This window comes from Pseudokineococcus sp. 5B2Z-1, from assembly GCF_037482305.1.
Lineage (GTDB): Bacteria > Actinomycetota > Actinomycetes > Actinomycetales > Quadrisphaeraceae > Pseudokineococcus.
In genome coordinates this window covers 398,825-418,528 of record NZ_JBBHZG010000004.1, presented here as the reverse complement: position 1 = coordinate 418,528, position 19,704 = coordinate 398,825, and the positions used below count along the sequence as shown (strand labels likewise).

The 19,704-nt window shown below is 76.0% G+C and carries 13 protein-coding genes and 1 pseudogene; 4 read left to right on the top strand and 10 right to left on the bottom strand.

The features are described from left to right. Positions 1-5 precede the first annotated feature (5 nt). On the bottom strand, positions 6-1,214 hold the full coding sequence (locus WDV85_RS12685; protein WP_339570968.1) for a hybrid-cluster NAD(P)-dependent oxidoreductase: 1,209 nt from the start codon (positions 1,212-1,214) through the stop codon (positions 6-8). Between the two features lie 23 nt (positions 1,215-1,237). Next, positions 1,238-2,560: an aromatic ring-hydroxylating oxygenase subunit alpha gene (locus WDV85_RS12680; protein ID WP_339570967.1), complete on the bottom strand. Its 1,323-nt coding sequence runs from the start codon at positions 2,558-2,560 to the stop codon at positions 1,238-1,240. A gap of 309 nt (positions 2,561-2,869) precedes the next feature. On the opposite strand from WDV85_RS12680, the gene WDV85_RS12675 reads away from it, so the two are divergent. Then, a complete protein-coding gene (locus WDV85_RS12675; protein ID WP_339570966.1) occupies positions 2,870-3,655 on the top strand; it encodes an IclR family transcriptional regulator in 786 nt (261 codons plus the stop codon). A gap of 66 nt (positions 3,656-3,721) precedes the next feature. On the opposite strand, the gene WDV85_RS12670 is transcribed toward WDV85_RS12675, so the two are convergent. From WDV85_RS12670 to WDV85_RS12640, 7 genes are all read right to left on the bottom strand, one after another. Continuing rightward, positions 3,722-5,503: a BCCT family transporter gene (locus WDV85_RS12670; protein WP_339570965.1), complete on the bottom strand. Its 1,782-nt coding sequence runs from the start codon at positions 5,501-5,503 to the stop codon at positions 3,722-3,724. Between the two features lie 173 nt (positions 5,504-5,676). Then, positions 5,677-6,513, bottom strand: a complete 837-nt coding sequence (purU, locus tag WDV85_RS12665) for a formyltetrahydrofolate deformylase (protein ID WP_445263316.1) — start codon at positions 6,511-6,513, stop codon at positions 5,677-5,679. A 94-nt stretch (positions 6,514-6,607) separates the two neighbouring features. Then, complete coding sequence (locus tag WDV85_RS12660; protein WP_339570963.1) at positions 6,608-7,978, bottom strand: L-serine ammonia-lyase; 1,371 nt, start codon at positions 7,976-7,978, stop codon at positions 6,608-6,610. Between the two features lie 25 nt (positions 7,979-8,003). Beyond that, positions 8,004-10,511 carry a GcvT family protein gene (locus WDV85_RS12655; RefSeq protein ID WP_339570962.1) on the bottom strand — a complete coding sequence of 836 codons (2,508 nt, stop codon included), beginning with the start codon at positions 10,509-10,511 and terminating at the stop codon, positions 8,004-8,006. Further along, positions 10,508-14,179 (bottom strand): sarcosine oxidase subunit gamma family protein, encoded by a 3,672-nt coding sequence (locus tag WDV85_RS12650; protein ID WP_339570961.1) that lies wholly within the window; start codon positions 14,177-14,179, stop codon positions 10,508-10,510. The genes WDV85_RS12655 and WDV85_RS12650 overlap by 4 nt, the downstream gene beginning before the upstream one ends. Continuing rightward, positions 14,176-14,523, bottom strand: coding sequence for a sarcosine oxidase subunit delta (locus WDV85_RS12645; protein WP_339570960.1), 348 nt, complete (start codon positions 14,521-14,523; stop codon positions 14,176-14,178). The genes WDV85_RS12650 and WDV85_RS12645 overlap by 4 nt, the downstream gene beginning before the upstream one ends. A gap of 63 nt (positions 14,524-14,586) precedes the next feature. Beyond that, positions 14,587-15,843 carry a sarcosine oxidase subunit beta family protein gene (locus tag WDV85_RS12640; protein WP_339570959.1) on the bottom strand — a complete coding sequence of 419 codons (1,257 nt, stop codon included), beginning with the start codon at positions 15,841-15,843 and terminating at the stop codon, positions 14,587-14,589. 306 nt (positions 15,844-16,149) lie between these two features. On the opposite strand from WDV85_RS12640, the gene WDV85_RS12635 reads away from it, so the two are divergent. Both WDV85_RS12635 and WDV85_RS12630 read left to right on the top strand, forming a co-directional pair. Beyond that, positions 16,150-16,773, top strand: coding sequence for a GntR family transcriptional regulator (locus tag WDV85_RS12635; protein ID WP_445263315.1), 624 nt, complete (start codon positions 16,150-16,152; stop codon positions 16,771-16,773). Positions 16,774-16,826: 53 nt separating this feature from the next. After that, positions 16,827-17,990 (top strand): MFS transporter, encoded by a 1,164-nt coding sequence (locus WDV85_RS12630; protein ID WP_339570957.1) that lies wholly within the window; start codon positions 16,827-16,829, stop codon positions 17,988-17,990. 141 nt (positions 17,991-18,131) lie between these two features. Here the strand turns inward: WDV85_RS12630 and WDV85_RS12625 are convergent, their stop codons facing one another. Further along, the gene (locus WDV85_RS12625) at positions 18,132-19,115 is read right to left on the bottom strand and encodes an acetylxylan esterase (RefSeq protein WP_339570956.1); all 984 of its coding nucleotides are present in this window, start codon (positions 19,113-19,115) and stop codon (positions 18,132-18,134) included. A gap of 175 nt (positions 19,116-19,290) precedes the next feature. On the opposite strand from WDV85_RS12625, the pseudogene WDV85_RS12620 reads away from it, so the two are divergent. Next, positions 19,291-19,704 (top strand): annotated as a pseudogene (locus WDV85_RS12620) (hypothetical protein); the annotation flags it as partial.

Genomic DNA, 19,704 nt, shown 5'->3' with positions numbered 1-19,704 from the left:
GGCTCCTACGCCTCGATCGAGAGGTTCCCCAGGGGCTTGGAGGAGCACAGCAGCACCTTGCCCATCCTCACCTCGCGCGGGCGGATGCCGCCGTTGTGCTGCATGTCCACCTCCCCCTCGAGCAGGGTCGCCTTGCACGTGCCGCACACGCCCTCGCTGCACGACGACGGCGGCGTGAGCCCGGCGCGGAAGGCGGCCTGCAGCACCGTCTCGTCCGCCCCGCACTCGATGCTGCGCCCGCTGCGCGTGAGCTGGACGACGTAGGTCGGCGTCGCCCCCTCCTCCGCGGCCGGCTCGTCGGCGCCGCCCGCGAGCGGCTGGCCGTGGGCGTCCGTCGGCTCGTAGGGAACCAGGGCGTCGGCCACGCCGTCGCCGAACTCGGCGCGCGGCAGCTCCTCGAAGGTGTACGTCTCCTCGTGCCGCCGCGCGGGGTCGTGGCCGGCGGCGAGCAGCGCCTCGCGCACCATCCGCATGTACGGCTCGGGCCCGCAGACGAAGACCTCGCGCTCGCACAGGTCGGGCACGAGGTCCGCGAGCCGCTGCGCGTCCAGCCGACCGCGGTGGCCCCGCCACCGCTGCCCCTCCGGCACCGTGCTGGCGAGGGTCTCGACGCGCAGGTGGGTGCCGATGGCGTCCATGGCGCGCAGCTCGTCGCGGAAGATGACGTCCGCCGGGCTGCGCACGCTGTTGACGAGGACGACGTCCGCCGTCGAGCCCAGGTCCACGAGCGTCCGCGCCATCGACATCATCGGCGTGATGCCGGAGCCGGCGGCGAGGAAGAGGTACTTGTCGGCCGGGTGGCGGACCGTGGTGAAGCCCCCGAGCGGCGCGTGGACGACGAGCTCGCTGCCCTCGCGCACGTGGGCGTGCAGCCACTCCGAGACGACGCCGCCCGGCTGGCGCTTGACCGTGATGGTCAGCAGGTACGGGCGCGTGGGGGGCGAGGAGACGGTGTACGAGCGCATCCGCTCCACGCCGTCGACGGTGAGCCGCAGGGTGACGAACTGGCCGGGCTCGAAGTGGAAGAGGTGCCCGTCCCCCTTCGTCGCGAAGGTGAAGCTCTTCGTGTCGTGGCTGATGTCGCGCACGTGCCGGCAGACGAGCACGGACTCGTCCTCGGCGTCCCCCCAGCAGGAGAGCGTGGACGGGTGCGCGACCTGGTGCACCGCCGGGACGGTGACGGCCTCGGCGAGCACGTCGGTGGTGGTGGACACGCGTGGCCCTCCTGCGGCGGCGCTCAGTCGCCCGAGCGGGCGTCGGGGACGGTGGGCGGCACGGCGTCCGGCCCCAGGTGCTCGCGCAGCCGGGTGACGTACCAGCTGACGAAGGCCTCGACGTCGTCCTCGACCGTCGAGTAGGGCCCCGGGACGTACGCCGGGTCGGCGACGCCCTTCTGCGTCGCGGCCACCAGCGCCCGGTCCTGCTCGTTCGTCGCGTCCCAGACCGCCCGGAGGGTCGCCAGGTCGTAGTCGACCCCCTCCTCGGCGTCGGGGTGCACCAGCCAGGTGGTGCGCAGGACGCTCGTCGAGACCGACGTGGGCATCACGGAGAAGACGACGGCGTGGTCGCCGAGGACGTGGAACCACGAGTTCGGCTGCAGGTGGATCGACAGGTCGCCGAAGACGGGGTCCTTCACGTCGCCGAGCAGCCGGCGGCTGAGCGAGGCGCCGTGCGCGCCGAAGGACCGGCCCTCGCCGTCGAGCGGCATGTGCGTGAGCTGGAAGCCCACGACGCGGTCGGCGAGCTGGCGGTGGTCGACCATCGGCACCCCCTGCGCCCGGCGGACGACCTCCAGGTCCGCCGCCGCCCGCTGGTACCGCTCGTAGAGCGGTCGCAGGCGGGGGCTGATGTCCTCCTCGTCGTAGGCGAAGAGGGGGAAGTAGGCGGTGATGAGCTCGGGGTGCCCGTCGCAGTGGTAGCACTCCCGGTTGTTCTCCATGACGAGCTTCCAGTTGCCCTGCTCCGCGAGGTCGTGCTGCGCGGCGACCTTCGCCTCGCCGAGCCGGTAGGGCTGCAGGTGCGGCTCGACGAGCTCGGCGACGGCGTCGAAGTCCTCCGGCGCCTCGTCGGCGAGGCAGATGAAGACGAGGCCGGCGAGGTCGCGCACGTGCACGGGCCGCAGCGAGAAGCACGTCCTGTCGAAGCCCGGCGGCTGCGCCTCCGCGTGGAGCAGCGAGCCCTCGAGGTCGTACGTCCAGCGGTGGTAGGGACACACGATGTTGCCGACGAAGCCGCGGTCCTCCAGCAGGCGCGACCCGCGGTGGCGGCACACGTTGTGGAAGGCGCGGACCTGCTCGTCGTCGTCGCGGACGACGACGACCGACGAGGAGCCGACGTCGACGGTGAGGTAGTCGCCCGCCTCGGGGATCTCGGCGGCCGCCGCGGCGAAGATCCACTGGCGGGAGAACACGACGTCGAGGTCGAGCGCGTGGACGTCCTCGTCGGTGTAGAAGGCGCTCTCGAGGCTCGCGCCGGGGCGGCGCCGGCGCAGGAGCTCGGCGACCGGCGCACGCTCGCCCGTCGCGGTGGCGGGTCGGGTTCCCTGGAGCTCGGCGGTCACGGGGACCACCTCCATCTCGTGCGGAGCGGACTGCGGGGTGGCGGGTGGGGGACGACGCGGGGTGGCGGGTGGGGGACGACGCGGGGTGGCGGGTGGGGGATGACGGGGGGCGGCTGCCGGGCGACGCCCTCAGCCGGGGAAGCCGCGTCTCGCATCGCGCGACGGTCTCTCCTGCCGATACGGCGAGCATGTGAGGAGGTCACAGGTGTGTCAAGGGGGCGCGCGGACTTCCGCACCGCCCCGGGCGGGAGCGGACGCGGCGCCCGTCCGCGGCCCGGGGCGGGCTCGCGCCGTGGTTACCGTCGTCGCGTGAGCGAGAGCGAGGTGGCCACCCGGGCGTCGACGGTCCAGTCCGTCGAGCGGGCCGTCTCCATCCTCCAGTCGCTGGCCTCGCTGGGCTCGGCCGGCGTCACCGAGATCGCCGCGGACGTGGGCGTGCACAAGGCCACGGCCCACCGCCTGCTGACCACGCTCGAGGCGCGGGGCCTCGTGAGCCAGGACGCCGACCGGGGCGCCTACCGGCTCGGCCGCACGGTGCTGCAGCTCGCGGCCGCCGCCAGCCGGCCCGACGACGTCGTGAGCGCCTGCCGCCCGCTGTGCGACGCGCTCGCGGCGGAGGTCGGCGAGACGGTCAACCTCGTGGTCAGCGACGGCCGGCAGATCATCACCGTGTACCAGGCGGTCGGCGACGCGATCCTGGCCAGCCGCGACTTCGTCGGCAAGCACGACCCGCTGCACGCGACGGCGGCGGGCAAGGTCTTCCTCGCCCGGCTGCCGGCGGCGCGCGTGGACGAGCTGGTCCGCGGCGGGCTCGAGCGCTTCACGCCCTCGACCATCGTGGACCCCGACGCGCTGCGCGCCGAGCTGGCGCGGGTCCGCGAGCGGGGGTGGGCCGTCACGTCGGAGGAGCACGAGGTGGGCCTCGTCGTCGCCGCCGCGCCCGTCCTCGGCGCGGAGGGGACCCCCGTGGCGGCGATGACGGTGAGCGGCCCCACCTACCGCGTCACCGACGAGACCCTCCCCGGCCTGGTGGAGCGGCTGACGGGCGCCGCCGAGCGCGCCGCCTGGCGCCTCGGCGCCCTGCGACGCGGCTGAGCGCCGCCCCTCCCGCCGGACGCCCCGCCCGCCGACCCGACGGTCGGCGGGCGGAGCGGTGGGCTCCTACGGGCCGGGCGGGGCCGCACCCCCTCCCGCCGCCGCCAGCGGGGCGGCCCCGGCGCGCACGGGCGCGGGGCGGTCGTCGCGGGCCCCGTGGTCGACCGGCTGGCCGACGGGCTCGTCGACGACGTCCCGCGGCGCGGCGGGGGGCCCTGCGGCGGGCGGGCCGGCGGGCGGCGCCCCGTCCGGGGCCGCCAGCCGGGGCAGCGGGCCGGTCGCCGTCGCCACCGGGCTCTCCTGGCGCAGGTCGCGCAGGAGGGCGACGCACAGCGCCACCATGACGACGAGGAAGGGCGCCGCCGCGATGATCGTGAGGTTCTGCAGCGCCGTCAGCCCGCCCGCGTAGAGCAGGACGATCGCGACGACGCCGGTCATGGCCCCCCACGCGGCGGTCAGCCACCGCGGCGGGTGGTCGACGCCGTAGCTCGACAGGGAGCCCAGGACGATGCTCGCCGCGTCGGCGCCCGAGACGAAGAAGATGGCCACGAGCACGACGACGAGGACCGACGTCACGCCCGCCCAGGGGAACTGCGCGAGCAGCGAGAACATCTGCTCCTCCTGGCTGCTGCCGTCGAGCAGGTCCACGGTGCCGGCGAGCTGCTCGTGGATGGCGGTGCCGCCGAAGACGGAGAACCAGACGACGCTGACGGTCGTCGGCACGAGCATGACGCCGACGACGAACTCCCGGATCGTGCGGCCTCGGGAGATCTTCGCGAGGAAGGCGCCCACGAACGGCGTCCAGGAGACCCACCAGGCCCAGTAGAAGATCGTCCAGCCGGAGAGCCACTCGGTGCCGCCGAAGACGCCGGTGCGCACCGACATGCTGGGCAGCGCGTTGAGGTAGCCGCCGAGCGCGTTGGGCCCCATGTTGAGGATGAAGACGGTGGGCCCGACGACGAAGAGGAAGAGCAGGAGCAGCCCCGCCAGCACCATGTTGGTGTTGGAGAGGTACTTGATGCCGCGGTCGATGCCGCTGACGGCGGACAGGACGAAGCAGACCGTCAGCACGACGATGATCCCGACCTGCCAGCCCGTGCCGCTGCCCGCGCCGAAGACCGTCGAGAGCCCGCCGTTGATCTGGGCGGCGCCGAGGCCGAGGCTGACGGCCGACCCGAAGATCGTGGCGAAGATGGCGAGCACGTCGATGAGCCGGGCCGTGCCCTTCGCGCGGGGGCCTCGCAGCAGCGGGGCGAATGCGGCCGAGAAGCCGCCGGGCCGGCCCTTGCGGTACGTCGAGTAGGCCAGCGCCAGGCCGACGACCGCGTAGATGGCCCACGGGTGCAGGCCCCAGTGGAAGAGCGTGTAGCTCATGGCCTCGCTGGCGGCCTGCTCCGAGCCCGGGGGCACGTCGCCCTCGGGCGGCGTCATGAGGTGGGTCACCGGCTCGGTGACGCCGTAGAACATGAGCCCGATGCCCATGCCGGCCGAGAACATCATGGCGATCCACGACGTCCTCGTGTGCTGCGGACGCTCGTCGTCGCGGCCGAGGCGGATGCGGCCGAGCCGGCTGAAGGCGAGGACCAGCGCGAGGACGACGAAGCCGGTCGCGCTGATGACGAAGGCCCAGCCGAGGTTCGAGGTGATCCAGGAGAGCACCTGGCCCGACCCGGCGGCGAGGGACTCGGGGGCGAGCGCCCCGAGGAGGCAGAGCCCGACGACGACGGCCGCCGAGACGAGGAGGACGGGCTTGTCGACCGTCGCGCGCCGGCCCGGCCCGTCGTGGTCGGGGGCGGCGCTCTGGAGCGGTGCTGCGGATGTTCCTTCGATCCCTGGTCGCACGGACATGCAGGGGTCCTCTCGGGAGGGGCGCTGGGGCGCCCGCGTGGAGGAGCTGAGGGTGGCGGGACCGTAGTCCTGCCGGGCCGCTCGCGGGAGGGCTCTCGCCGAACTCGTGCAGCGGCTGCGCCGGGGCGCGAGGACGGCGCACGGGGTGCGCCGTCCCGGGGAGGACGGGCCCGTCAGCGGAAGACGACGGTGCTGTGCCCGTTGAGCAGCACGCGCCGCTGGCAGTGCCAGGTGACGGCGCGGGAGAGCGCGAGCGCCTCGGCGTCGCGGCCGACCGTGGCGAGCGCGGCCGGGTCGTGCGTGTGGTCGATGCGGATGACCTCCTGCTCGATGATCGGCCCCTCGTCGAGGTCCGGGGTGACGTAGTGCGCGGTGGCGCCGACGAGCTTGACGCCGCGGTCGAACGCCTGGTGGTACGGCTTGGCGCCCTTGAAGCCGGGCAGGAACGAGTGGTGGATGTTGATGGCCCGCGCGTGCAGCGCCCGGCACGTCTCGTCCGAGAGCACCTGCATGTAGCGGGCGAGGACGACGAGGTCCGCCTCGTGCTGGCCGACGAGGCGCAGCAGCTCGGCCTCCGCCTCGGGCTTGCTCGCGGCGGTGACGGGCACGTGGTGGAAGGGCAGCCCGGCGGCCTCGGCCATGGGGCGCAGGTCCTCGTGGTTGGACACCACGGCGACGAGGTCGGCGCCGAGGCTGCCCGAGCGCCAGCGGAACACGAGGTCGTTGAGGCAGTGGCCCAGCCTCGAGACCATGACGAGCACCCGCGGCGTCCGCGGCCCGGTGATCGCGAAGTCCATGGCGAAGCCGGCCGCCCGCTCGGCGAACGCCTCGGTGAGCGCCGCGACGTCGACCTGGGCGTCGGGGCCCACGAAGGCGGTCCGGGAGTGGAAGCGGCCGCTGCGCGCGTCGTCGAACTGCTGGTGCTCGACGATGTCGAAGCCGTGGTCGAAGAGGAAGGACGCGACCGTGCTGACGATGCCCGGGCACTGCGGGCAGCTCAGCGTCAGCACGGCCGGGCTCCGGCCCGGTGCGGGGGGCGCCGGGGGTGCGGCGACGGCGGGGGCGGCGACGGGCGTCGCTGCGGTGAGGGTCACGGGTGCCTCCTCAGCACTCGACGATGTTGAGAGCGAGACCGCCGCGGGCGGTCTCCTTGTACTTGTCCTTCATGTCGGCGCCGGTGGCGCGCATGGTGCGGATGGCCTTGTCGAGCGTCACGTGGTGGGCGCCGTCGCCCCGCACCGCCATCCGGGCGGCGGTGACGGCCTTGACGGCGCCGACGGCGTTGCGCTCGATGCAGGGGATCTGCACGAGCCCGCCGATCGGGTCGCAGGTGAGACCGAGGTTGTGCTCGATGCCGATCTCGGCGGCGTTCTCGACCTGGTCGGGCGTCCCGCCGAGGACCTCGGCGAGGCCGGCCGCGGCCATCGAGCACGCCGAGCCGACCTCGCCCTGACAGCCGACCTCGGCGCCGGAGATGGAGGCACCGGCCTTGATGATCATGCCCACGGCCCCGGCGGTGAGCAGGAAGCGCACCACGTCGTCGTCGCAGGCGCCGGGCCCGAAGGTCTGCTGGTAGAGCAGGACCGCCGGGACGATCCCCGCGGCCCCGTTGGTCGGCGCGGTGACGACGCGCCCGCCGCCGGCGTTCTCCTCGTTGACGGCCAGGGCGTAGAGGGTGACCCACTCCATGGCGCGCAGGGGGTCGTGCTCGTCGGCCTCCGCGAGCAGCCGCTCGTGCAGCGCGGCGGCCCGGCGTCGCACGCGCAGGCCGCCGGGCAGGACGCCCGTGGTCCCGAGGCCGTGGGCCACGCACTGCTGCATGACGGCCCAGACCTCGAGCAGCGCGGCGCGCACCTGCTCCTCGGTGCGCCAGGAGAGCTCGTTGGCGAGGACGAGGTCGCTGATGCGCATCCCCGTGCGGCGGGTGGCGTCCAGCAGCTCGGCCCCCGTCGTGAAGGGGTGCGCGACGGGCGTGGTGTCGGGGACGAGGACGTGCGCCCCGGTCTCGTCCTCGTCGAGGACGGAACCGCCGCCGACGGAGTAGTACTCGCGCCGGGCGAGCTCCTGGCCGTCGGCGTCGCAGGCCGTGAAGAGCATGCCGTTGGGGTGGAAGGGCAGCCGCTTGCGGCGGTGCAGCACCACGTCCTGGGCGCGGAAGGCGATGTCGTGCCGGCCGGCCAGGCGCAGCCGCCCCTCCTCGCGCACGCGCTCGACGAGCGGGGCCGCGGCGACCGGGTCGACGAGGTGCGGCTCCTCGCCGGCCAGCCCCATGACCACGGCGCCGACGCTGCCGTGCCCGTGGCCGGTGGCCCCCAGGGAGCCGAAGAGCTCGGCACGCACGCCCGCCACCTCCTCGAGCAGCCCCTGCTCCTCGAGCCGGCCGACGAAGGCCCGCGCGGCCCGCATCGGGCCGACGGTGTGCGAGCTCGAGGGCCCGATGCCGACCCTGAAGAGGTCGAGGACGCTGATGCTCACGTGCGCTCCTGCTGCCCGGCCCGCGTCACCCGCGGATGCGGGCCATCTCCGGGTCGACGAGCGGCTCGGCCGTCACGGTCGCGGCCACCCGGCGGCCGAAGTACTCGACCTCGACGGCGGTGCCGACCTCGGCGGCCGACGCCGGCAGCCAGGCGTACGCGACGGGCTTGCGCACCGTGTAGCCGTAGGCGGCGCTCGTCACGTAGCCCACGGCCTCGCCGTCGACGAGCACCGGCTCGTGGCCGAGGACGACGCTGCGGCCGTCGTCGACCGTGAGGCACACGAGCCGCCGGCTCGCCGTCGCCTCGCTGCGGCCCTCGAGCGCCGCCCCGCCGACGAAGCTGTCGCGGGGCGAGCGGACCGCGAAGCCGAGGCCGGCCTCGTACGGGTCGTGCTCGGTCGTCATGTCCGAGCCCCACGCGCGGTAGCCCTTCTCCAGGCGCAGGCTCGAGAACGCCGCCCGGCCGGCGGGCACGATGCCGTGCGGGGCGCCGGCCGCGGCGACCGCGTCCCAGAGCCGCTGCCCCGTCTCGGCGCTCGCGTAGAGCTCCCAGCCCAGCTCGCCGACGTAGGACAGCCGCAGGGCGACCACGGGGACGCCGCCGACGACGGCGCGCTTGCCGCGAAAGTACTTCAGCCCCGCGTCGGAGAAGTCGTCGTCGGACAGCGCCGCCATGACGTCGCGCGCCCTCGGTCCCCACAGGCCGATGCAGCACGTGCCGCCGGTGGTGTCGCGCACCTGCACCGACCCGTCGTCCGGCGCCTCCCGGCGCAGCAGGACGGCGTCCTGCGGGCCGTTGCACCCCACCTGGAACAGCTGCTCCCCGAGCCGCGCGACCGTGATGTCCGAGCGGACGCCGCCGGCCTCGTCGAGCACGAGCGTGTAGGTGACCGCGCCGACCGACTTGTCCATCGTCGAGGTCGTCAGGCGCTCGAGGAGGGCCAGCGCGCCGGGGCCGGAGACCTCGAGGCGCGTCAGCGGCGTCATGTCGTACATGGCCACGGCGGTGCGCGTCCTCCACGCCTCCACGGCGGCGACCGGCGAGGAGAACATCGCCGCCCACGGCTCGCGGTCCGGCGGCAGCCACTCCGTCGGCAGCTCCGTCACCAGCGCGGCGTTGACGTCGTACCAGTGCGGCCGCTCCCAGGCGCCGGCCTCGAGGAAGAAGGCACCGGCCTCCTTCTGCCGGGCGTGGAAGGGGCTGACCCGCACGTCGCGCGGCGACAGCCGCGGCTGCAGCGGGTGCAGCACGTCGTAGATCTCGACGAAGTTCTGCTGGGAGGTCTCCGAGACGTAGGGGTCCGTCGTCTGCACCTCGGAGAAGCGGTGCACGTCGAGCCCGTGCAGGTCGTGCTCGCTGCGCCCGTCGACGAGGGTCTGCGCGAGCGCCCGCGCCACGCCGGCGGAGTGGGTGACCCACACGGCCTCGGCGACCCAGAAGCCGGCGACGTCGGCCGACTCGCCGACGAGGGAGCCGCCGTCGGGGGTGAAGGAGAAGATGCCGTTGAAGCCCTCCTCGACCTTGACGTCGGCCAGCGAGGGCAGCAGCAGGCGCGAGTCCTCGTAGGCGGGGGCGAAGTCCTCCTCGGTGAAGGGCAGCATCGAGGGCATCGCCGAGGAGGACGCGTCCTCGCTCGGGCTGAGGTCCTCCAGCCGCACCGGCATCGGGCGGTGGGCGTAGGAGCCGATGCCCAGGCGGTCCCCGTGCTCGCGGTAGTAGAGGTCGGCGTCCTGGTGCCGCAGGATCGGCAGCGACGCCTCGGCGCGCTCGTCCGCGCGCCCCACGAGGTCGGGCACCTGGCCGGTCTTGGCGTACTGGTGCGCCAGCGGCAGCAGCGGCACGCGCATGCCGACCATGGCGCCGACCTCGACGCCCCAGAAGCCGGCGCAGGAGACGACGACGTCCGCGGGCACCACGCCCTCGGCGGTCCGGACGCCCGTGACGCGCCCACCGCTCGTCCCCACGTCGAGCACCCGCGTGCGGCCGCGGAACTCCGCGCCGCGCGCCTCGGCGCGGCGCATGAGCGCGACCACCGCGCGGGACGCCTTCGCCAGCCCGTCGGAGGGCACGTGGAACCCGCCGAGCACGCGTTCCCGGTCGAGCAGGGGGTGCAGCGCCACGCACTCCTCGGGCGAGAGCAGCCGCCCGTCGTCGTAGCCCCAGGCCTTCCGCCAGCCGCTCTTGCGCTCGAGGTCGGCCAGCCGCTGCGGCGTCGTGGCCACCTCGAGGCCGCCCACCGGGGTGAAGCACCAGGCGCCGTCGACGTCGAGGCCCGTGAGCTTCTCGACCGTGTACGCCGCCAGGTGGGTCATCGTGCGGGAGGGGTTGGTCTGGAAGACCAGGCCCGGGGCGTGCGAGGTCGAGCCGCCCGTCAGGGGCAGCGGTCCCTGGTCGAGGACGGTCACCCGCGTCCAGCCGCGCATCGTCAGCTCGTCGGCGAGGTTGGCGCCGACGATGCCGCCGCCGATGATCACCACGCGCGGCGTCGCGCCGGACGCGGTCCCCGCGGACGAGGGGGTGGAGGTGGTCATGCGGTCGCTCCCTCGGGGGTCTGCCGGCCGGGCTGATCGGTGCCGGGCTGGGGGGTGTCGTGCGGGGGGCCGTCGGTCTCGCCCTCGACCGGCGGGTGCCGGTGCTCCACGAAGGCGTCGAGCAGCCGGTCCGCGAGGTAGCGGGCGAAGGAGGAGCGGACGAGCAGCTCGTACGCGCTGCCGTCGTCGGAGCGGGAGAGCAGGACGACGCCCGCCTGGCCGAGGAGCGTCTGCGCCGCCGCGCCCGCGCCGAAGACGCTCGGGTGGGTGTCGATCGAGCAGCCCGCCGCGAGGACGTCGCGGGCGTGGGGCCCGCTGAGCCGCAGCGACACCCGATGCGCCGAGACGTCGACGGCGGAGCCGCCGAGCGGGGTGAGCGCCGCGCGCAGGCGCTGCTCGAGGGCCTCCGGCCGCGGCTCGTCGCTGATGACGAGCCACTCGTCGGGGCCGAGCCAGACCACGGTGCCCGGCTCGCCGCCGTCGCGGGCGGGCGTCGCCGCCCACGTGCCCGGCCGCAGGGGCAGCGGCGTCCCGAGCACCGCCCCCGCGGCGTCGGCCGCCGGACCGGGCGCGGCGGCTCGGACGACGGCCATCGCCCGGAACGGCTGGGCGAGCACCGCGCCGCCGGTGAGCGCGGCGAGGTCCTCCGCGCGGGAGCCGAGCGGGTCGCGGCGGGTCGGCGCCGACGCGACCGCCCGCCCGGGGGCGCTGGACGGGGCGGGCGCCGGAGCGCCGTCGCCGTCGCGGCGCGCCCCCTCGGGGTCGACGAGCACGGGCCCGGTGACCTCGGCGGCGACGAGCCGGCCGCCCACCGGGAGCTGCACGACGTCGCCCACGCGCTCGCGCCCGCCGGCGAGCAGGGCCAGCGCGAAGGGGCGGCCGAGCGCCGCGCTGCGGTAGCTCGAGGTGACGTGCCCGAGCATCGGCACGGGCGGAGCGGGCAGGTCCTCCCCGACCGGGACGTCGACCACCTGGGAGCCCTCGGGCAGGACCGTCTCCCCGTCCACCGGCAGGAGCCCGACGAGGTGCTTCCGGTCCGGTCGCTGGTTGTCGGCGCGGGCGAAGGACCTCTTGCCGACGAAGTCGGCTTTCTTCGTCGACACCACCCAGTCCATGCCGAGGTCCTGCGGCGTCACCGTGCCGTCGGTGTCCTGCCCGACGATCGGGTAGCCCTTCTCGGCGCGCAGCACGTGCATCGTCTCGGTGCCGTAGGGGGTGATGCCGTGCTCCTCGCCGGCCGCGAGCAGGCGCCGCCAGACCTCCTCGGCGTGCACCGAGCTCACGTGCACCTCCCAGGCCAGCTCGCCGGAGAAGCTGATGCGCGCCAGGCGGACGGGGACGCCGTCGAGCTCGGTCTCCTGCCACGTCATGAAGCCGAACCCCTCGGCGCTGACGTCCACCCCGGGGAAGACGGCACCGACGACGTCGCGCGAGCGCGGACCGACGACGGGGAGGGCGGCCCACTGCTCGGTCACCGAGGCCAGGTGCACGCGCAGGTCGGGCCACTCGGTCTGGAGCCACTCCTCCATCCAGTCGAGGACCTTCGCCGCGCCGCCGGTGGTCGTCATGACCGTCCAGCGCTCCTCGGCGAGCCGCAGGACCACGCCGTCGTCGAGCACCATGCCGTCGACGCCGCACATGACGCCGTAGCGCACGCGCCCGACCTTCAGCGAGCTCATGGGGTTCGTGTAGAGCCGGTCGAGCAGGATCCCGGCGTCGGGGCCCTGGACGTCGATCTTCCCGAGCGTGGACCCGTCGAGGATCCCGACGCCGCCGCGCACGGCAGCGCACTCGCGCAGGACGGCGGCCTCCATGTCCTCCCCCGGCCGGGGGTAGCAGCGGGGGCGCTTCCACTGCCCGACGTCCTCCCACACGGCGCCCTGGTCGCGGTGCCAGTCGTGCAGCGCGGTGGTGCGCTCGGGGTCGTAGAGGGAGCCGCGGTCGCGCCCGGCGAGGGTGGCGAAGGCCACCGGGGTGTACGGCGGGCGGAAGGTCGTCGTGCCGACGTCCTCCGGGCCGCTCCCGATGAGCTCGCCGAGCAGGCCCGACATGACCACGCCCGACGTCTTGCCCTGGTCGTGCGCCGTGCCGATCGTCGTGTACCGCTTGACGTGCTCGGGCGAGCGCAGGCCCGCGCCGACCGCGCGGCGCACGTCGGCGACCGTGGCGTCGCGCTGGACGTCGACGAACTGCCGCGCGGGGTCGCCGTCGTCGCCGGGCACGACCCACATCAGGTCGGGAGCGCTGACGGGGACGGGCGGGTCGACCACCGGGTCGGCCTCCGGCGTGCGCGGGACCCCGCCCGTGGCGAGCGGCCCCGGGCCGAGGGCCGCCACGGCCGCGCGGCCCACCTCGCGGCCGCCGACCAGGCACCCCTCGAGGTCGAGGACGGCGGCGGCCGAGCCGACGACGTCGAGGTCGGGCAGCTGCTCGGCCGGCAGGAAGGCGCCGAGGGAGGCGTCGAAGCGCAGCCGCCCCCGCGCCTGGCTGTAGAGGTGGACGGCCGGGTTCCAGCCGCCGCTCACGAGCAGGAGGTCGCAGGGCAGCTCCTCGACCTCCCCGCCGTCGCGGGGGCGCACCAGCGCCGCGCTGACCCGCTCGACGCCGCGGGTGCCGACGACCACCGACCCGCTGCGCACGGGGAGGCCGCGCGCGCCGCAGGCCGCGGACCAGGCCGCGGGCGCGCTCGCCCGCGTGTCGACGACGGTGACGTCGACGCCGGCGTCGGCGAGCTCGACGGCCACCTGGTAGGCGCTGTCGTTCGTCGTGAGGACGACGGCGCGCTCCCCCGCGAGGACGCCGTAGCGGTGCAGGTAGGTGCGGGCGCTGTGCGCGAGCATCGTGCCGGGGCGGTCGTTGTCGGCGAAGACGACCGGCCGCTCGTGGGCGCCCGTGGCGACGACCGTCCGCCGGGCCCGCACGCGCCAGACGCGCTGCCGGGACAGGTGCGCCGGCGCCTCGCCGCCGAGGTGGTCGGTGCGCCGCTCCACGGCGAGCGCGAACCCGTCGTCGTAGAGGCCGAAGACGGTGGTGCGCTGCAGGTGGGTCACCTCGGGCAGCGCGGCGAGCTCGTCGACGACCGCCGCGACCCACGCGGTGCCCGGTCGACCGTCGATGCGGTCGGTACTGCCGAGGAGGGAGCCGCCGGCCTCTGACTGCTCGTCGACGAGCGCGACCCGGGCGCCGGCGCGGGCCGCGACGAGCGCGGCGGACAGGCCGGCCGGCCCGGCGCCGACGACGAGGAGGTCGACGTGCAGGTGGCGGGCGTCGTAGCGCGCCGCGTCGGGCAGGTCGGCGAGCCGCCCCTGCCCGGGGAGGCCGTCGGCGACGAGGCCGTCGTAGAGCTCCACGGTGCTCGCCAGGAGCATCGGCTCGGGGAAGGGCTCCTCCACCTGCACGAGGCTGTTCGGGTCCTCCGCCCACGCCGCCCCGATGCCGCGCGGGCGCCCGAGCTTCACGCTCGTCGCGACCTGGTGGACGCCGTGCGAGAGCAGCGCGGAGGCGAGCGTGTCGCCGGGGTGGCCCGTGAGGGTCCGGCCGCCGAAGGTGAAGCCGAGCGTGCGGTCACGGTCGACCCGCCCGCCCTCGGCGGTGCGGAAGGGGGCGACGCCGCCCGTGCCGTGCGCGCCGGTGCCGTCCGGGCTGCTGTCGTCCGGGCTCGTGCTCACGCCGTCACCGGCCTCTCGCTCGTCGTGGTGGCGCCGTCCGCGTGGGCCAGGCCCCCGGGCGGCAGCGGGACCGCCTCGGGCATCGGCGCGCCGGTGCGGTACACGGCGGCGAAGCGGTACGAGACGGTGTCGCGCAGCGCGTTGAACCAGCGCCGGCAGCCGGCGGAGTGCGCCCACCGCTCGGCGAGCGTGCCGCGGGTGTTGTCGCGGAAGAAGACGTAGTGGGCCCACTGCTCGTCGTCGAGGTCGGCGGGGCGCTCGGGGTAGGGCACGTGGGCCTGACCGCCGTAGGAGAACTCGACCTCCTCGCGGGGGCCGCACCACGGGCACTCGATCAGCTGCACGGCTCGTCCTGTCGTCCGGGGGGTGGCGGGTCTGCGGGATCGCCGGGGGCGTCCGGTGCGGGGTCAGTGCGCGACCGCGGCGGCGCCGTGCTCGTCGACGAGCCGGCCCGTGGTGAAGCGGTCGAGGCTGAAGGGCGCCGCGTACGGGTGCGGCTCGCCGTTGGCGATGGTGTCGGCGAAGACCCACCCGAGCCCCGGCGTCGCCTTGAACCCGCCCGTCCCCCAGCCGCAGTTGAGGAAGACGTTCTCGTACGGCGTCCGGCCGACGACCGGCGAGGCGTCCGGCGTCGTGTCGACGACGCCGGCCCAGGTCCGCAGCAGGTGCGCCCGGGCGAAGACGGGGAACAGCTCGACCGCCGCCGCCATCTGCCGCTCGATGACGTGGAAGGCGCCGCGCTGGCCGTAGCCGTTGTAGGAGTCGACGCCCGCGCCCATGACGAGCTCGCCCTTGTGCGCCTGCGAGACGTAGACGTGCACCTGGTTCGACATGACGATCGTCGGGTGCACGGGCTCCAGGAGCTCGGAGACGAGCGCCTGCAGCGGGTGCGACTGGATCGGCACGCGGATGCCGAGCATGTCGGTGAGGACCGACGTGCTGCCCGCCGCCGTGAGGGCCACGGTGCCGCAGGCGATGTCGCCGCGCGTCGTGCGCACGCCCGTGACGCGGTCGCCGTCGCGGACGAAGCCGGTGACCTCGCAGCCCTGGAGGATGTCGACGCCCGCCTCGTCGATGCGCCGGGCGAAGCCCCAGCCCACGTAGTCGTGCTTGGCGATGCCCGCCCGCGGCTGGTAGGTCGCCCCGAGGACGGGGTAGCGGATGTCGGAGGAGGTGTTGACGATCGGGCAGATCTTGGCGACCTCCTCGGCGTCGACCCACTCCGCGTCGACGCCGTTGAGCGTGTTGGCCTCGACCCGGCGCACCGAGTCGCGCACGTCCTGGAGCGTGTGCGCGAGGTTGAGCACGCCGCGCTGGCTGAAGAGGATCGGGTAGCCGAGGTCCTCCTCGAGCCCCTCCCACAGCTTGAGGGAGTGCTCGTAGATCGCCGCCGAGGCGTCCCACAGGTAGTTCGAGCGGATGAGCGTCGTGTTGCGCGCCATGTTGCCGCCGGCGAGCCACCCCTTCTCCAGCACGGCGATGTTCGTGATGCCGTGGTTCTTGACGAGGTAGTGCGCCGTCGCGAGGCCGTGGCCGCCCCCGCCGACGACGACGACGTCGTAGGAGCGCTTCGGCTCGGGGTTCCGCCACAGCGCGTCGGGGTGCTCGGGCAGGTCCGCGCCCGGGGTGCGGGGCGCCGCCGCCGCCGGCCCGGCCGGGCTCACCGGTCGACCTGCTGCTCGTCCGGGGCCATGAGGCCCTCCCTGCTGTCGACGACTGATGTATCAGTGGTCGTGGACTGTAGGATCGCCGGGCGGGGTGGTCAACCACCTCCGACGACATCGGTGCACGCCGCGGCTCCTGGTCCCGCCAGGAGCCGCGGCGGGGAGGGCGGGGCCGTGCGGCGCAGCGACGTGCAGGAGCGGGGCGCCGGCGTGGGGGGCCCCCACCCGGCCGGCCCCTCGTCGCCCCGGGAGGCGGGGCGCGGCAGCGGACCGGCGCGTGCCGGTGCTGCTGCTCGCGCGGGGTCCCTGGCCGACCTCGCCTACGAGCACCTGCGCGACGCCCTGCTCGTCCTCGAGGTCCGGCCCGGCGCCCCGCTCAAGGACGACGTCGTCGCCCGCGAGCTCGACGTCGGCCGCACCCCCGTCCGCGAGGCGCTCAAGCGCCTCGAGACCGACCGGCTCGTCGTCACCTACCCCCGGCGCGGCACCTTCGCCGCGCCCATCGACATCAGCGACCTGGGGCAGATCTCCGAGGTGCGCCGCAGCCTCGAGCCGCTGGCCGCGGCGGGCGCCGCGCGGCGCGCCACCGACGAGCAGCGCGCGGGTCTCGCCGGGCTGGCGGCCACCATCGCCGCGCTGGACCCGCCGTCCATGACGGCCGTCGAGCTCATGCGCCACGACGTCGCGGTGCACCGGGGCGTGTACGCCGCGAGCGGCAACCCGCACCTCGAGGACGTCCTCGTGCGGCTGGACAACCTGGCGACGCGCATCTGGTGCCTCGTGCTCGACCGGCTGCCGGCCATCGGCGGGCACGTCCACGAGCACGTCGACCTGCTGCGCGCGGTCGTCGAGGGGCGGGAGGAGGACGCCGCCGCGCTCGCCGAGGAGCACGTGGCCGCCTTCGAGCGCACGGTCCGGGGCGTCCTCTGAGCCACCCCGCGGGCCGTGCCCCGCGCCCGGGGGCCCGCGCCCGGGCCGCCCGGGTGGCCCGCTCCCCCACCGCCCGCGTGGCGACGTCGGGCGCCGCCGTCGTCGGCGTCGCCTTCGGCATGGCGCGGTACGTCTACGGGCTGACGCTGCCGGACGTCCGCGACGCCTTCGGCGTCGGCGAGCTGCTCCTCGGCCTCGTCGCGAGCGGGACCTTCGCGGGCTACCTCGTGGGCCTGCTCGCCGCGCCCCGGCTGGCGGCCCGGCGCGGCCCCCGCGCCCCCACGACGGTCGGTGGCGCCTGCGCCGTCCTCGGCTGCCTGGCGGTCGCCGTGGCGCCCTCGCCCGCGGTCCTCGGCGTCGGGGCCGTCGTGGCCGGGAGCGCCGCCGGCTTCGTGTGGGCGCCCTACTCCGACGTCGTCGCCCGCGTCGCCCGGCCCCGCCACCGCTCCACGGCGCTCGCCGTCATCACGACGGGCACGAGCGCCGGGCTGCTCGCCCTCGCCGGGCTCGCCGTCGTCACGGGCGCCGCCGCCTGGCGGACCACGTGGGCGGGCGTCGCCGTCGCCGCGGCGGCCGCGGCCCTGGTCAACCTGCGGGGGGTGCCGCGGCTGCCCCCGCTGGGGCGCTCCCGCGTGCGGCGGTCGGGCCTCCTGCGCTCGGGCGCCGTGCGGCGGCGCCTGCGCCGCCCGCTGGCCTTCGCCGTGGCCTACTTCGCGGCCACGACCGTCTGCTTCACCTACGCGGGCGACGTCGCCCGCAGCGGCGGGCTCGGCGCCGCCGCGGCGCCCGCCGTCTTCGCGCTCGTCGGGGTCGGGGGCCTCGCCGGGCTCGGCGCCGGCGGCATGGCCCGCGTGGCCGGCCCGCGGGTCGTCGCCGCGGCGAGCCTGGGCGTCGTCGGCGGCTCCGTCGCGCTGCTGGCGCTCGGGCGGGGCTCGCTCGCCGTCGTCCTCGCCGCCGCGCTCGTCTTCGGGGCGGCGTACATGGTCGGCTCCGCCGTCCTCGCCGTCTGGACGGCGGAGGTCGCCCCCGACCGCCCGGCCGAGGCCTTCACCGCCGCGCTCGTGGCGGGCGCCCTCGGCTCGGTCGCCGCCCCCGTCGCCGTGGGCGCCGCGGTGCCCGTGCTCACCCTCCCCGGCGTGCTCGTCGCCGTCGCCGTGCTCGCCGTCGTCGGGGCGCTCCTGCTCGCGCGCCCCGGCGCCGCTCCGGTCGCGCGCTAGGAGCCCGCCCCGCCGTCTCCGCGCCTCCGGCGCCCCGCCGTCTCCGCGCCTCCGGCGCCCCGCCGTCTACGCGCCTCCGGCGCCCCGCCGTCTACGCGCCTCCGGCGCCCCGCCGTCTACGCGCCTCCGGCGCCCCGCCGTCTACGCGCCTCCGGCGCCGAGGTGCCGGCGGAGGAAGGCGAGCGTGGCCAGGTCCTCCGCCGTCCCGCCGCCCTCGTGGCCGTTGAAGGGGTAGACGGCCATCTCCTTCGGCCCGCCGTAGGCGTGGAAGGCGCCGAAGACCGTCGACGGCGGGACCACCGCGTCCATGAGGGCGGCCGAGAAGCGCGCCGGCGCCCGGCCGCGCCGCGCCATGACGACGCCGTCGACGTGGCCGAGCACGCCCATGACGAGCTCGACCTGCTCGCGGTGGGTCGCGAGGTAGCGCGTGACCTCGTGGAACGGGTCGGCGTCGGTGATGGCGAGGGCCCTCGGGACGTCGCACAGGAAGGGCACCTCGACGGCCAGCGCCGCGACGTCCGGCACGAGGGCCGCCGCGGCGATCGCCGTGCCGCCGCCCTGGCTCGTGCCCGCGACGGCCACGCGCTCGGGGTCGAGCCCGTCGAGCCTGCGCACGGCGTCCACGGCGCGCGCCGCGTCCGTGAAGAGCCGCCGGTAGTAGTAGGTCTCGGGCGAGGTGATGCCGCGCGTCATGACGCCCGGCACCTGGGGCCCGTTGGTCCCCGTGTCGGGCGTGTCGCCGCGGCTCCAGCCGGAGCCCTGCCCGCGGGTGTCCATCTGCAGGTGCGCGAAGCCGGCGCTCGCCCACAGGAGCGACTCCTCGGCCGCGCCGCGCCCGCCGCCGTAGCCGACGTACTCGACGAGCACCGGCAGCGGTCCGCCGCCCCGCAGGGCGGGGGCCGGGCGGCGCAGCCACGCCCGGACGGGCTCGCCGGCGAAGCCGGGGAACGTGACGTCGTGCACCTCGAGCGTGCGCAGCGGCGTCTCGACGGGACGGACGGCCACCTCCCCGCCCGCGGCGCGCGCCTCCGCCAGGGTCCGGGCCCAGAACGCGTCTACGCCGTCCGGGTCCTTGACGGCGCTGCGGTACTCCCACAGCTCGGGCTCGCTGATGTCGGTGCGCATGGCCGCATCCTGGCCGGGCCGGAGCCGCTGGTGCGGGAGGTGGCGGCCCCTCGTCGTGCTCCCCGCGACGAGGGGTGGCCACCGGGTGGGGCGGCGGACGAACAGGGCCTTCCCGACGAGCGCCCCTTCCCGACGAGCGCCCGGCACGGCACCATCGGCGCAGGGAGGTGCCGGCGTGGACGACGGGCGGGCGGGGTCGGGTGCGGCAGCGGGTCCGGCCGGTCTGCCGCCCGGCCTGCTCGCCGCCGTCTCGCGCCTGGAGCGGGCCCTCGCCGACGGCGACGAGCGCGCGGCCGGTGCCGCCGTCGAGCCCGGCGGCCTCGCCGTCCGCGACGGCGCGGTGCTGGTGGCCGGGGAGGAGCCGGCGGGCGGGGGGCCCCGCGGCGCGCGGTGGCCGCGCCGGGTGCACGTGCGGGCGCTGGCCGACGGCGTCGTCGCCGTCACGACGGAGGCCGAGCGCCGCGACGGCGGCGCCGTCGTCGGGACGCGGGTGTGGCGGCGCGGGGCGGGCGGCGCCTGGTGCGTCGCGCTGGCGCACGCGTCGACGGCCCCCGCCCCCGCGCCGCCGGTGCCGCTCCTCGACGACGCC

Excerpts from the sequence above, each read along its gene's own strand:
- WDV85_RS12625 (WP_339570956.1), bottom strand. The coding sequence starts at position 19,115 with ATGCGCACCGACATCAGCGAGCCCGAGCTGTGGGAGTACCGCAGCGCC.
- WDV85_RS12655 (WP_339570962.1), bottom strand. The coding sequence starts at position 10,511 with ATGACCACCTCCACCCCCTCGTCCGCGGGGACCGCGTCCGGCGCGACG.
- WDV85_RS12670 (WP_339570965.1), bottom strand. The coding sequence starts at position 5,503 with ATGTCCGTGCGACCAGGGATCGAAGGAACATCCGCAGCACCGCTCCAG.